This window comes from Streptomyces sp. NBC_00080 (assembly GCF_045041255.1).
Lineage (GTDB): Bacteria > Actinomycetota > Actinomycetes > Streptomycetales > Streptomycetaceae > Streptomyces > Streptomyces coriariae.
In genome coordinates this window covers 1,908,506-1,921,536 of the sequence record NZ_CP108235.1, presented here as the reverse complement: position 1 = coordinate 1,921,536, position 13,031 = coordinate 1,908,506, and the positions used below count along the sequence as shown (strand labels likewise).

Genomic DNA, 13,031 nt, shown 5'->3' with positions numbered 1-13,031 from the left:
GGACCAAGGAGGGCCTGGAGCATGCCGCGTACATTCACACTCTTCACCGGCCAGTGGGCCGACCTGCCCCTGGAAGAGGTCTGCCGCCTCGCCCGCGACTTCGGTTACGACGGGCTCGAACTAGCTTGCTGGGGAGATCACTTCGAGGTCGACAAGGCCCTCGTGGATCCCGGGTACGTGGAGTCCCGCCACCAACTCCTGGACAAGTACGGGCTGAAGTGCTGGGCCATCTCCAACCACCTGGTGGGGCAGGCCGTCTGCGACGCCATCATCGACGAACGCCACCAGGCCATCCTGCCCGCCCGTATCTGGGGCGACGGCGAACCGGAGGGCGTCCGGCGGCGAGCCGCCGCCGAGATCGCCGACACCGCCAGGGCCGCGGCCGCCTTAGGCGTCGACACGGTGATCGGCTTCACCGGATCCGCCATCTGGCACCTGGTCGCCATGTTCCCGCCCGCGCCCGAATCAATGATCGAGCGGGGCTACGAGGACTTCGCCGAGCGCTGGAACCCCATACTCGACGTCTTCGACGCGCAGGGAGTGCGGTTCGCGCACGAGGTGCACCCCAGCGAGATCGCATACGACTACTGGACGACCGTACGCACGTTGGAGGCGGTCGACCGTCGACCGGCCTTCGGCCTCAACTTCGACCCGAGCCACTTCGTGTGGCAGGACCTCGACCCGGTCGGCTTCCTGTGGGACTTCCGCGACCGCATCTACCACGTGGACTGCAAGGAGGCCCGCAAGCGTCTGGACGGCCGCAACGGGCGCCTCGGCTCCCACCTGCCCTGGGGCGACCCGCGACGCGGCTGGGACTTCGTCTCCGCCGGCCACGGCGACGTCCCCTGGGAGGACGTCTTCCGCATGCTGCGCTCCATCGACTACCAGGGCCCGATCTCCGTTGAGTGGGAGGACGCCGGGATGGACCGGCTCCAGGGCGCTCCCGAGGCCCTGGCCCGCCTCCGGGCCTTCGACTTCGAGCCGCCCTCCGCGTCCTTCGACGCGGCATTCGGCAACTGAGCCGGCTGAGCCAAGCGCGGCAACCGAGCCCCCCACAGGCTCACCCGACTGTTCATCCGTCACCGGGATGACGGCGCATCCCGGCATTCGCACCCGCCCGTACAACCAGCCCCACTCTGGAGGCATCCGTGCACGGGAACGACCCCACCACCGGCACCCGCAGAGCCGAGACCCGCCCACGACGTCCATCGATGCGCAGAGCCGTCGCCCTGCTGAGCGGCGCCCTGCTGGCCGGCGCGTCGCTCACCCTCACCGCACCCCAGGTCGGCGCAGCCGTCGCCGACCCGGTGGTCGCGGCGGCCGAGGACTTCCAGCAGGTCACCCTCGCCAAGGGCGAGGCCGAGGTAGGCGAGCCCATGTCGCTCGCCGTGCTGCCCGACCGCTCCGTCCTGCACACCTCACGCGACGGCGAACTCCGGCTCACCGACGCAGCCGGCAACACCCGACTGGCCGGCAAGCTCGATGTCTACTCCCACGACGAGGAGGGCCTCCAAGGCATAGGGGTGGACCCGCAGTTCGCGGCCAACCGCTTCATCTACCTCTACTACGCGCCGCCCTTGAACACCCCGGCGGGCGATGCCCCGGAGACCGGAACGGCCGCCGACTTCGCGCCCTTCGACGGCGTCAACCGCCTTTCCCGCTTCGTGCTCGGGACGGACGGCATGCTCGACGTCTCCAGCGAGACGAAGATCCTCGACGTTCCGGCCTCGCGCGGCCTGTGCTGCCATGTCGGCGGCGACATCGACTTCGACGCGGCAGGGAACCTCTACCTGTCCACCGGCGACGACAGCAACCCCTTCCAGTCGGACGGCTTCACGCCCATCGACGAGCGTGACAACCGCAACCCCGCGTTCGACGCCCGCCGTTCCTCCGGCAACACCAACGACCTGCGCGGCAAGATCCTGCGCATCAAGGTGAACACCGACGGCTCGTACGCCGTCCCGGACGGCAACCTGTTCGCGCCCGGTACGGACAGGACGCGGCCCGAGATCTACGCGATGGGTTTCCGCAACCCGTTCCGCTTCAGCGTCGACAAGGCCACCGGCATCCTCTACGTCGGCGACTACGGCCCCGATGCCGGCGCCGCCGATCCGGCTCGCGGACCGGCCGGTCAGGTCGAGTTCGCACGGGTCACCGGGCCCGGGAACTTCGGGTGGCCGTTCTGCACGGGCGACAATGACCCGTATATCGCATACGATTTCGCGACCGGTGTATCCGGTGAGCCCTTCGACTGCGCCGCGCCGAAGAACACCTCGCCGCACAACACCGGCCTCACCGACCTGCCCCCGGCCCAGCCCGCCTGGATTCCGTACGACGGCCCGTCGGTACCCGAGTTCGGCGACGGTTCCGAGTCTCCGATGGGTGGCCCCGTCTACCACTACGACGCCGCGCTCGACTCGCCGGTGAAGTTCCCGGAGGCCTACGACGGGAACTTCTTCGCCGGTGAGTTCGGCCGCCGCTGGATCAAGCGCGTCGTCGCCGACGCGAACGGCGCCGTGCAGTCGATCAACAGCGTCCCGTGGACCGGCACCCAGGTGATGGACATGGCGTTCGGGCCCGACGGGGCGCTGTACGTCCTCGACTACGGCACCGCCTGGTTCGGCGGCGACGAGCACTCGGGTCTGTACCGCATCGAGAACGCCACCGACGGCCACTCCCCGGTCGCCCAGGCCGCAGCGGACCGCACGTCGGGACAGGCCCCCCTGAGGGTACGTTTCTCCTCCGCCGGAACGACCGACCAGGACGGCGACGCGCTCGCCTACCACTGGGACTTCGGTGACGGCGGCACCTCTACGGCGGCCGACCCCACGCACAAGTACAAGAAGAACGGCACGTACACCGCGACGCTGACCGCCGAGGACGGCTCCGGCCGTACCGGCAGCGCGAGCGTGCAGATCGTGGTGGGGAACACGGCGCCGAAGGTGGTGCTGGAAACACCGAAGGACGGCCAGTTGTTCAGTTTCGGTGACGCGATCCCGTTCAAGGTCAAGGTCACCGACCCGGAGGACGGCAAGGCGATCGACTGCTCCAAGGTCGAGGTCACGTTCGTCCTCGGCCACGACAGCCACGGTCACCCGGTAACGTCGGCAACCGGTTGCACCGGCACCCTCCAGACCAGCGCCGACGGCGGCCACGACGAGGACGCCAACATCTTCGGAGTCCTCGACGCCGAGTACACCGACGGCGGAGGCGGCGGCCAGGCGCCGCTCACCTCGCACGACCAGAACGTCCTTCAGCCCCGCCACCGCCAGGCCGAGCACTTCGGTGACTCGTCCGGTGTCGCGGTCATCACCAAGGACGTCGCCCACGGCGGCAAGACGGTCGGCGACATCGACAACGGTGACTGGATCTCCTTCACGCCGTACGTCCTCGGCAACGCCACGAAGGTCACGGCACGTGTCTCATCGGGCGGCGCAGGCGGAACGCTGGAGATCCGCGCCGGCTCGCCGACGGGCACCCTGCTCGGCAAGGCCACCGTCCCGGTGACCGGCGGCTGGGAGACCTTCCAGGACGTCAGCGCCGACCTGTCCCGCACCCCGCGCGGCACCACCACGCTCCACCTCGTCTTCAAGGGCGGCTCCGGCGCCCTCTTCGACGTGGACGACTTCACCTTCACGACCGGCTGAGAGGAGGGCACGTGATGTATGCAACCCGCCGACTGGCCACCGTCGCGGTAGGCGCGGCGCTGCTCCTCGGCAGTGTCTCGGGTCCGGCTGCCTCGCACTCGGGGGACAGCGGGAGCAACGGCACGGGGAAGGGAAACAGCGGGAAACGGGTACTGGTCTTCTCCAAGACGGCCGGCTTCCGGCACGACTCGATCCCGGACGGCGTCGCCGCGGTGCGAGAACTCGGTGCGACGGGCGGCTTCGGGGTCGACGCCACCGAGGACGCGGGCGCCTTCACACCGGGGAACCTGCGGCGCTACCAGGCCGTCGTCTTCCTGTCGACGACCGGGGACGTGCTGGATTCCGCACAGCAGGCCGCCTTCGAGGGCTACATCCGGCACGGCGGCGGCTATGTCGGGGTCCACGCGGCGGCGGACACCGAGTACGACTGGGAGTTCTACGGCGGCCTCGCCGGCGCCTGGTTCCAGTCGCATCCGGCGATCCAGCCGGCGACGGTCGACGTCGAGGACCGGGCCCACCCGGCGACCTCGGGGCTCGCCCGTACCTGGAACCGCACCGACGAGTGGTACAACTACCGCTCCAACCCGCGCGAGCGGGTGCACGTCCTGGCCTCGCTCGACGAGCAGTCGTACACGGGCGGCACCATGAACGGCGACCATCCGATCGCCTGGTGTCAGAACTATCAGGGCGGCCGCGCCTTCTACACCGGGGGCGGTCACACGAAGGAGTCGTACGCGGATCCTGCATTCCGTAGACACCTGCTGGGCGGGATACTGTATGCGGTCGCCGATGTGCAGGCCGACTGCCGACCGGAGAACGGATACCGTCCACTCTTCGACGGCACGTCCCTGGACGGCTGGCAGCAGGCCGGACCCGGCTCCTTCACCCTCTCCGACGACGGCACGCTGACGTCCACGGGCGGAATGGGCATGCTCTGGTATGCCGGTCGTAGCTTCGGGGCGTACTCCGTGAAGCTCGACTGGAGGACCACAGCAGCCGGCCCGGGCGACCCCGGCGACGACAACTCCGGTGTGTTCGTGGGCTTCCCGCCGTCGGACGACCCGTGGTCCGCGGTGAACAACGGCTACGAGATCCAGATCGACGCCACCGACGTCCCCGAGAAGACCACCGGGTCGGTCTACGGCTTCCGGTCCGCCGACCTGAAGAAGCGGGACCGCGCGCTGAACCCACCGGGGGAGTGGAACACGTACGAGATCCGGGTGGAGGGCGAGCGTCTGCGCGTCTGGCTCAACGGCGTGAAGATCAACGACTTCACCAACACCGATCCGGCGCGGAGTCTGCGCGACGGCCACCTCGGCCTCCAGAACCACGGAGCCGACGACCAGGTGTCCTTCCGTGACGTCCGGATCAGGGAACTGCCCGGCCAGGGCCAGTGAACGGCGGCGGGCGGGGGACGCCGTACCCCCGCCCGCCGTCACCACTCCAGCCGCGCACGACAAGGAGGCCGTCCATGTCCGCGTCCCTTTCCCGTCCCCCGCGCGTCGGCGTCTGGCTGATCGGGGCCCGCGGTTCCGTGGCCACCACCGTGGTCGCGGGCTGCGCCGCCGTCACGGCAGGCCTGCACCCGCCGACGGGCCTGGTCACCGAGATGCCCACGTTCGCCGACAGCGGCTTGCCCACCTTGTCCTCCCTCGTCTTCGGCGGACACGACACGACCGGCTGCCCACTGCCCAAGCGCGCTGAGCAACTGGCCGCCGGCGGAGTCCTCCCGGTGGGCCTCCCCGCGGCAGTCGAGGCCGAACTCACCCTTGCCGATGAGGAGATCAGACCCGGAGGCCCCGTTCCGGGAGACACCCGCAGCGACGAGCGGCTGATCGGAGAGTTCGCCGCCGACATACGCGACTTCGTACGGCGGCACGGTCTCGCACGTGCGGTGGTGGTGAACGTGGCCTCGACCGAACCGGCGGCGGCGACCGGCTCCGAGCTGCCGCCGAGCTCCCTCTACGCGGCCGCGGCCCTGCGAGCCGGCTGCCCGTACGTGAACTTCACCCCGTCCACGGGACTGCACCACCCCGCGCTGGTCCCCGTGGCGGAGTCGAGCGGACTGCCGTACGCCGGCCGTGACGGCAAGACCGGGCAGACGCTGCTGCGTTCCGTCCTCGGGCCGATGTTCGCCCAGCGGGCACTGGCCGTCCGGGCCTGGTCCGGCACCAACCTCCTGGGCGGCGGTGACGGAGCCGCCCTGGCGGACCCGGCCGCCGCCGAGGCGAAGAACGCGGGCAAGGAACGCGTCCTCGCCGACACCCTCGGGACCACTCCCGAGGGCCGGGTCCACATCGACGACGTTCCGGTACTGGGGGACTGGAAGACGGCCTGGGACCACGTCGCCTTCGACGGCTTCCTGGGCGCCCGCATGATCCTCCAGACCATCTGGCAGGGCTGCGACTCCGCGCTCGCGGCACCGCTCGTCCTCGACCTGGCCCGCCTCGCCGCCCGGGCCCATGAAGTCGGGCTGTCCGGCCCGCTCGGCGAACTCGCCTTCTTCTTCAAGGACCCCGTGGGCGAAGCGCCGTCGGCCCTGGCGGAGCAGCACGCGCAACTGGAGCGGTTCGCCCGACGGCTGAGGGACGGCGGGGGAGGGGGCGACGGGAGCGGCGAGACCGGCGAATGCCAGCCGCCCGGGGCACGGCGCGATCACCCGACGAGGTCGGGCGAGGAGGCGGGATGAGCCGGGGCGACGTGGTGCGCGGAGCTCAGAGGCGAGCGGACGCGTCGGCCACCGCGCCGGACGGGGGGATGTTCGCGGAGGCCGGTGCGTCGGGTCGTTGTGCGGCTCCCGAGACCGACACGTCGGAGGGGAGGGCGGCTTCGGAGTCGGGCGCATCGGACGGGTGGGCGGCTTCGGAGGCCGGTACGCCGGGCGGGCCTGCCGGCGTGGTGACCGGTGCCTCCGGGCGGAGCCGCGCTCGCGTGCGGGCCTGGGCCGAACTGCTGCGGCTGCCGGCCCTCTTCACCGTCCCCGGCGACGCGCTGGCGGGCGCCGCCGCGCTCACCCGGCGCCCCGACCACCGCACCCTGCTCGCCATCGGCTCCTCCTGCTGTCTGTACGAGGCCGGCATGGTTCTCAACGACTGGGCGGACCGCGCGGAGGACGTCGTCGATCGCCCCCACCGCCCTCTCCCCTCCGGCCGCGTGAGCCCCGCCGCCGCCTTCACGGTGGCCTGCGCCTTCACCGCCGCCGGTCTCGCCCTGGCCGCCGGGGCGGGTCGCCCGGCCCTGACGATCGCGGTTCCGCTCGCGGCCACCGTCTGGTCCTACGACCTGGCCCTGAAGCACACGCCCGCAGGCCCGTTCGCCATGGCCGCCGCCCGTGGGCTGGACCTCCTCCTCGGTGCCGCGGCCACCGGGGGGCGCGCCCGCCCGGCGCTCCCCTCCGCCGCACTCCTGGCCACGCACACGCTCGCGGTCACGACCCTGTCCCGCCAGGAGACCCGCGAGGGCACGCCGACGGCAGCCCTGGCCGCTCTGGCCACGACAGGCGCACTGACCTGGCTGGTGCAGCGTCGGCGGACACTGGGCCCGCCACCGAACCGACGGTCACCCGACAGACAGGCGCACGGTCGTCGTGGGATGCCGGAGCCAGGATCCGCACACCGCTCGCCCGCGCCGCTGACCGCAGCGCTCGCCGCCACCTACGCCGGCACCACGGCACGCGCGTACCTGCACGCCTCCCTCAACCCGTCCCCTCCTCTCACCCAACAAGCCGTCGGCGCCGGCATCCGCGGCACGATTCCCCTCCAGGCCGCGCTCATCGCCCGCTCGGGAGGTACCACTGCCACTGCCACCGCGCTGCTCACGGCTGCCCTGACGCCGGTCGCCCGGAGACTCGCGAGGCGGGTGAGCATCACGTGAGCCTCGGACCTGTGAGCCGCGAGAGCGGCCCCGAGGAGAAGGCCCCGAACGCGATCGCCCCGCTCCCACCCTCGCCGCTGCCGCCCCTGGCATCGCTGCCTTCGCCTTCGCCCCCTCCTTCGCCCTCACCCCCTCCTTCGCTCCCGCTCCGCCTCGGCTACGGCACGAACGGCCTCGCCGATCTCCGCCTCGACGACGCCCTCGCCCTGCTCTCCGACCTCGGCTACGACGGTGTCGGACTGACGCTCGACCACATGCACCTCGATCCGTTCGCCCCGGACCTCGCCGTCCGCGTCCGACACGTCGCGCACCGACTGGACGCCCTCGGGCTGGACGTCACCATCGAGACCGGCGCCCGCTATGTGCTGGACGCGCGTCGCAAGCACGGCCCCTCCCTCCTGGACCCGGAGCCGGACGATCGCGCCCGCCGCGTCGACCTGCTGCTCCGCGCCGTCCGGATCGCCGGTGACCTCGGCGCGCACGCCGTCCACTGCTTCAGCGGAACCCTCCCGCCGGGTACGGCGCCGGAGACCGCATGGCGGCGCCTCGCCGAGACGCTCGCCCCCGTCCTGGACGCCGCCGCGTCCGCCGGCATCTCCCTCGCCGTCGAACCCGAACCCGGTCACCTCCTGGCAACCCTCGCCGATTTCCACCGGCTCCGCCGAGCTCTGGACGACCCGGCGTTCCTCGGCCTCACGCTCGACATCGGCCACTGTCAGTGCCTCGAGCCACTCCCGCCCGCCGACTGCGTACGCGCAGCGGCCCCATGGCTGCGCCACGTCCAGATCGAGGACATGCGCCGTGATGTCCATGAACACCTTCCCTTCGGGGAGGGCGAGATCGACTTCCCGCCCGTCCTGGCCGCACTCGCCGACACCGGCTACCGCGGGCTGACGGTCGTCGAGCTGCCCCGCCACTCCCACGCCGGCCCCCACCACGCCGAAGCCTCCCTCCCGTTCCTCCGCCGGGCGGCGGCATCCGCTCAAGTCACCGTCACCGTCACCGACCACGCCGATCCGAAGCCAGCCGGCCCCCCGGTCCCGAGCGCCGGCCCCACCAGCGGGCCCACTGCCGTCCCAGCCAGCGGCCCCACCGTCGGGCCTTCCGACCGGCAGCGGCCACCAGCCGTCGTCCCACTCCCGAGCCGCTCCGGGGCGGCGAACCTGCCCCTCGCGCCACCTGGCGAGCCCTCCGCCACCCCAGAAGGGAGTACTCCATGACCCACCCCCACGCCGCCCCGGCAATCCCGGAAGCGGAACGCGCGGGCACCACCCCGGCCCGCACACCCCTCGACGTCCTGCACGGCCACCTCGACACCCATCTCGAGGCGACCGCCCGCGTCTGGTTCCGCCGAGCTCTCGACGAGGCTGCCGCCCATCCGGGCACCCATGGGCCCATCTCGGTGTGGGAGTTGCGCCTCGCGGAGGCCGGACGACGGTGCGGCGGTCGTTACGCCGACGCCGCCCGCGTCCTCATCCTCCGCGCGGCCCGCGCCGACCCGGAGTCCCTGGCCCGCGTGTACTTCCAGGGCACCGCCGAAGAACGTCGCGCGGTCCTGCACGCGCTGCCCCACCTCGTGGCCGGGCCCGATGCCCTCCCGCTGGTCGAGGACGCCCTGCGCACCCATGACACCCGGCTCGTCGCGGCCGCCGTCGGCCCCTACGCCGCCCGTCACCTCGACGCCCACGCCTGGCGCCACGCCGTCCTGAAGTGCCTCTTCGCCGGAGTGCCCGTCGACGAGGTGGCGGGCCTCGAACAGCGCGCCCGCGCCGACGCCGAACTCGCCCGCATGCTCGGCGACTACGCCACCGAACGCACCGCCGCGGGCCGCCCCGTACCCCGCGATCTGCACCGCGTCCTGACGCTGACCGGTCTGAACGACCCGACGGCTCTGACCGACCCGACGGCTCTCACCGACCCAAACGTTCCTGCCTCGACCGACTCGGGCGCACCCACCCCAGACCTCCACCGCACGGACCCCCCTGGCACGGACGGTTCCCACCGTCCGGCCCACCCCCACGGCAAGGAGTCCTGATGCGCATCTTCGACCCCCACATCCACATGACCTCGCGCACCACCGACGACTACGAGGGGATGCACGCGGCCGGCGTCCGCGCCGTCGTCGAGCCGGCCTTCTGGCTGGGACAGCCCCGTACCTCGACCGCCTCCTTCCTCGACTACTTCGACTCGCTTCTCGGCTGGGAACCGTTCCGGGCCGCGCAGTACGGCATCGCCCATCACTGCGCGCTCGCCCTCAACCCCAAGGAGGCCAACGACCCGCGCTGCGCCGCCGTCCTGGAGGAGCTGCCGCGCTATCTCGTCAAGGACCACGTCGTGGCCGTCGGCGAGATCGGCTACGACTCGATGACCCCGGCCGAGGACACCGCGCTGGCCGCCCAGCTCCAGCTGGCCACCGACCACGCCCTGCCGGCCCTCGTGCACACCCCGCACCGCGACAAGCTCGCCGGCCTGCGCCGCACCCTCGACGTCGTCCGTGAATCCGCCCTGCCGCCTGACCGGGTCCTGCTCGACCACCTCAACGAGACCACCGTGAAGGAGGCGAAGGACGCCGACTGCTGGCTGGGCTTCTCCGTCTACCCCGACACCAAGATGGACGAGACCCGCATGATCGGGATCCTCCGTCTGTACGGGCCGGAGAAGGTCCTCGTGAACAGCGCCGCGGACTGGGGAAGGAGCGACCCGCTCAAGACCCGAAGGGTCGCCGACCTCATGCTCGCGTCGGGTTTCACCGCGGACGACGTCGATCTCGTCCTGTGGCGCAACCCCGTCGCCTTCTACGGCCTCAGCGGCCGTCTCGCCCTCCATGTGACCGCCCCCGACCCCACCCACGAGGGCAATTCCATCCTGCGCGGCGGGGAGTGAACGATGCGTTTCCGTCACCCCGACGGCTCGACCGTCCACCTCGCCTACTGCACCAACGTCCACCCCGCCGAGACCCTCGACGGCGTCCTCGCGCAACTCCGCGACCACTGCGAACCCGTCCGGCGCCGCCTCGGCCGCGACCGGCTCGGTGTCGGGCTGTGGCTCGCCAGGGATGCCGCGCGGTCCCTCGACGCCGACCCGTCGGCCATGCGCGGTCTGCGCACCGCACTCGACCGGCGGGGGCTCGAGGTCGTCACCCTCAATGGTTTCCCGTACGAGGGTTTCGGCGCCGAGGAGGTCAAGTACCGGGTGTACAGGCCCGATTGGGCAGACGCCGAACGCCTGGAGCACACCACCGCACTGGCCCGTGTCCTGGCCGGACTTCTGCCCGACGATGTCACCGAGGGCACCATCTCCACCCTCCCGCTCGGCTGGCGCACCGCCTGGAACGCGGCACGCGCCGCGACGGCCCACTCCGCCCTGCGCACCCTCGCCGAGCGCCTGGACGCGCTGGAGGAGCTGACCGGCCGCTCCGTCCGGGTCGGCCTGGAACCGGAACCCGGCTGCACCGTCGAGACCACCGCCGACGCCCTCGCCCCGCTCGCGGCCGTCGGCCACCCCCGTATCGGTGTCTGCGTCGACACCTGCCATCTCGCCACCTCCTTCGAAGACCCGGACACCGCCCTGGACGCGCTCGCCGAAGCCGGCGTCCCCGTCGTCAAATCCCAGCTGTCGGCCGCCCTGCACGCCGACCGCCCCCGTCTCCCCGCCGTCCGCGAAGCCCTCGCCGCGTTCGACGAACCCCGCTTCCTGCACCAGACCCGCACCCTCACGGCCACCGGGCTGCGCGGCACCGATGACCTCGGCGAGGCACTCGGCGCCGCCGCTCTGCCCGACACCGGCCCCTGGCGCGCCCACTTCCACGTCCCCCTGCACGCGGCCCCCGCCGCGCCCCTCACCTCCACGCTCCCCGTCCTCAAAGCCGCGCTGACCCGCCTGGTCGGCGGCCCGCACCCGCTGACCCGTCACCTCGAGGTCGAGACCTACACCTGGCAGGCCCTCCCACCCGCACTGCGGCCCCGCGCCCGAGCCCAGCTCGCCGACGGCATAGCCGCCGAACTCGCCCTGGCACGCGATCTCTTGACCGACCTCGGCCTCAAGGAGCTCCCATGAGCAGCCCGGCATCCGGCGGCACCGGGCCCCAGGACCCGCCCGGACCCCAAGCCCACGCCTCTGCCCCCAGGACGCCCGTGCCCCTGCTCGTCCTCGACGTCGTCGGTCTCACCCCCCGTCTGCTCGATCACATGCCCCACCTCAAGACCCTCGCCCAGGGGGGCTCCCGCGCACCGCTCGGGACCGTCCTGCCGGCCGTCACCTGTGCCGCGCAGTCCACCTTCCTCACCGGGACGCTTCCCGCGGAGCACGGCATCGTCGGCAACGGCTGGTACTTCCGCGAGCTCGGCGACGTCCTGCTGTGGCGTCAGCACAACGGTCTGGTGGCCGGTGACAAGCTGTGGGACGCCGCCCGGCGGGCGTACCCCGGTTACACGGTCGCCAACATCTGCTGGTGGTACGCCATGGGCGCCGACACCGACTACACCGTCACCCCCCGTCCGATCTACTACGCCGACGGCCGCAAGGAACCCGACTGCTACACCCGCCCTGCGGCCCTGCACGACGAACTCACCGAGAAACTCGGCACCTTCCCCCTCTTCCACTTCTGGGGACCGGGCGCGGACCTGGTCTCCAGCCGGTGGATCATCGACGCGACCCGCCACATCCTGCGCACCCGCAATCCCGACCTGGCCCTGTGCTACCTCCCTCACCTCGACTACGACCTCCAGCGTTTCGGCCCTGACGACCCCCGCTCCCTCCGGGCGGCCGCCGCCCTGGACACGGCGGTGGCCCCCCTTCTGGCCGACGCCCGGGCCCAGGACCGTACCGTCGTGGCGCTGTCCGAGTACGGCATCACCCGGGTGAGCAGGCCCGTCGACATCAACCGCGCCCTGCGCCGCGCGGGCCTGCTCGAAGTGCACACCCAGGACGGCATGGAGTACCTCGACCCGATGGCGTCCCGTGCCTTCGCGGTCGCCGATCACCAGCTCGCCCACGTCTACGTGCGCCGTCCCGAGGACCTGCCCCGCGTGCGGGAGGTGCTGGAGGAACTGCCCGGTGTCGGTGAACTTCTCGGTGACGAGGGCAAGAAGAGGCACGGCCTCGACCACCCGCGCTCCGGCGAACTCGTCGCCGTGGCGGAGCCGGACGCCTGGTTCACGTACTACTACTGGCTCGACGACGCCCGCGCGCCCGACTTCGCGCAGCTGGTGGAGATCCACCGCAAGCCCGGCTACGACCCGGTCGAGCTGTTCATGGACCCGCTCGACCCTTATGTGAAGGTCAAAGCGGCCACCGCCCTGGCCCGCAAGAAGCTCGGCCTGCGCTACCGCATGGCGGTGGTGCCCCTCGATCCGTCACCTGTTCGCGGCAGCCACGGCCGCCTTCCCGCGAGCGACGACGACGGTCCGCTCCTCATCTGCTCCACCCCCCGTTCGCTCGGCGACCGCGTCGCGGCCACCGACGTGAAAGCACTGCTGCTCCAACTTGCCGGTCTGTGCTGACCGGTTACCG

Annotated in this window: 10 protein-coding genes; all 10 read left to right on the top strand. The window is 71.8% G+C overall.

Annotation, left to right across the window (positions count from 1 at the left end; translation table 11 throughout):
* The first annotated feature begins 21 nt into the window (after positions 1-21).
* The 10 genes from OHU34_RS08555 (at position 22) to OHU34_RS08510 (ending at position 13,021) form a co-directional block, all read left to right on the top strand.
* Positions 22-1,020, top strand: a complete 999-nt coding sequence (locus OHU34_RS08555; protein WP_405765670.1) for a sugar phosphate isomerase/epimerase family protein — start codon at positions 22-24, stop codon at positions 1,018-1,020.
* A 128-nt stretch (positions 1,021-1,148) separates the two neighbouring features.
* Positions 1,149-3,647, top strand: coding sequence for a carbohydrate-binding protein (locus OHU34_RS08550; protein ID WP_405765668.1), 2,499 nt, complete (start codon positions 1,149-1,151; stop codon positions 3,645-3,647).
* A 14-nt stretch (positions 3,648-3,661) separates the two neighbouring features.
* Positions 3,662-5,044, top strand: a complete 1,383-nt coding sequence (locus tag OHU34_RS08545) for a ThuA domain-containing protein (protein ID WP_142268155.1) — start codon at positions 3,662-3,664, stop codon at positions 5,042-5,044.
* Between the two features lie 74 nt (positions 5,045-5,118).
* Entirely contained in the window at positions 5,119-6,336 is a 1,218-nt protein-coding gene (locus OHU34_RS08540) for an inositol-3-phosphate synthase (protein ID WP_405765666.1), read from the top strand.
* A 209-nt stretch (positions 6,337-6,545) separates the two neighbouring features.
* Positions 6,546-7,520: an SCO3242 family prenyltransferase gene (locus tag OHU34_RS08535; protein ID WP_308285886.1), complete on the top strand. Its 975-nt coding sequence runs from the start codon at positions 6,546-6,548 to the stop codon at positions 7,518-7,520.
* A 95-nt stretch (positions 7,521-7,615) separates the two neighbouring features.
* Positions 7,616-8,740: a TIM barrel protein gene (locus OHU34_RS08530; RefSeq protein WP_405772190.1), complete on the top strand. Its 1,125-nt coding sequence runs from the start codon at positions 7,616-7,618 to the stop codon at positions 8,738-8,740.
* Entirely contained in the window at positions 8,737-9,555 is an 819-nt protein-coding gene (locus OHU34_RS08525; RefSeq protein ID WP_405765664.1) for an EboA domain-containing protein, read from the top strand. The genes OHU34_RS08530 and OHU34_RS08525 overlap by 4 nt, the downstream gene beginning before the upstream one ends.
* Entirely contained in the window at positions 9,555-10,403 is an 849-nt protein-coding gene (locus tag OHU34_RS08520) for a TatD family hydrolase (protein WP_405765661.1), read from the top strand. The genes OHU34_RS08525 and OHU34_RS08520 overlap by 1 nt, the downstream gene beginning before the upstream one ends.
* 3 nt (positions 10,404-10,406) lie before the next feature.
* Positions 10,407-11,576, top strand: coding sequence for a metabolite traffic protein EboE (gene eboE, locus OHU34_RS08515; protein WP_405765659.1), 1,170 nt, complete (start codon positions 10,407-10,409; stop codon positions 11,574-11,576).
* Entirely contained in the window at positions 11,573-13,021 is a 1,449-nt protein-coding gene (locus OHU34_RS08510; RefSeq protein WP_405765656.1) for a nucleotide pyrophosphatase/phosphodiesterase family protein, read from the top strand. The genes eboE and OHU34_RS08510 overlap by 4 nt, the downstream gene beginning before the upstream one ends.
* The last annotated feature ends 10 nt before the right edge of the window (positions 13,022-13,031 follow it).

What these genes read in the sequence shown, in the direction of transcription:
- OHU34_RS08555 (WP_405765670.1), top strand. Translation starts at nt 22, where the DNA reads ATGCCGCGTACATTCACACTCTTCACCGGCCAGTGGGCCGACCTGCCC.
- OHU34_RS08510 (WP_405765656.1), top strand. Translation starts at nt 11,573, where the DNA reads ATGAGCAGCCCGGCATCCGGCGGCACCGGGCCCCAGGACCCGCCCGGA.
- OHU34_RS08520 (WP_405765661.1), top strand. Translation starts at nt 9,555, where the DNA reads ATGCGCATCTTCGACCCCCACATCCACATGACCTCGCGCACCACCGAC.
- OHU34_RS08525 (WP_405765664.1), top strand. Translation starts at nt 8,737, where the DNA reads ATGACCCACCCCCACGCCGCCCCGGCAATCCCGGAAGCGGAACGCGCG.
- OHU34_RS08545 (WP_142268155.1), top strand. Translation starts at nt 3,662, where the DNA reads ATGTATGCAACCCGCCGACTGGCCACCGTCGCGGTAGGCGCGGCGCTG.
- eboE (WP_405765659.1), top strand. Translation starts at nt 10,407, where the DNA reads ATGCGTTTCCGTCACCCCGACGGCTCGACCGTCCACCTCGCCTACTGC.
- OHU34_RS08540 (WP_405765666.1), top strand. Translation starts at nt 5,119, where the DNA reads ATGTCCGCGTCCCTTTCCCGTCCCCCGCGCGTCGGCGTCTGGCTGATC.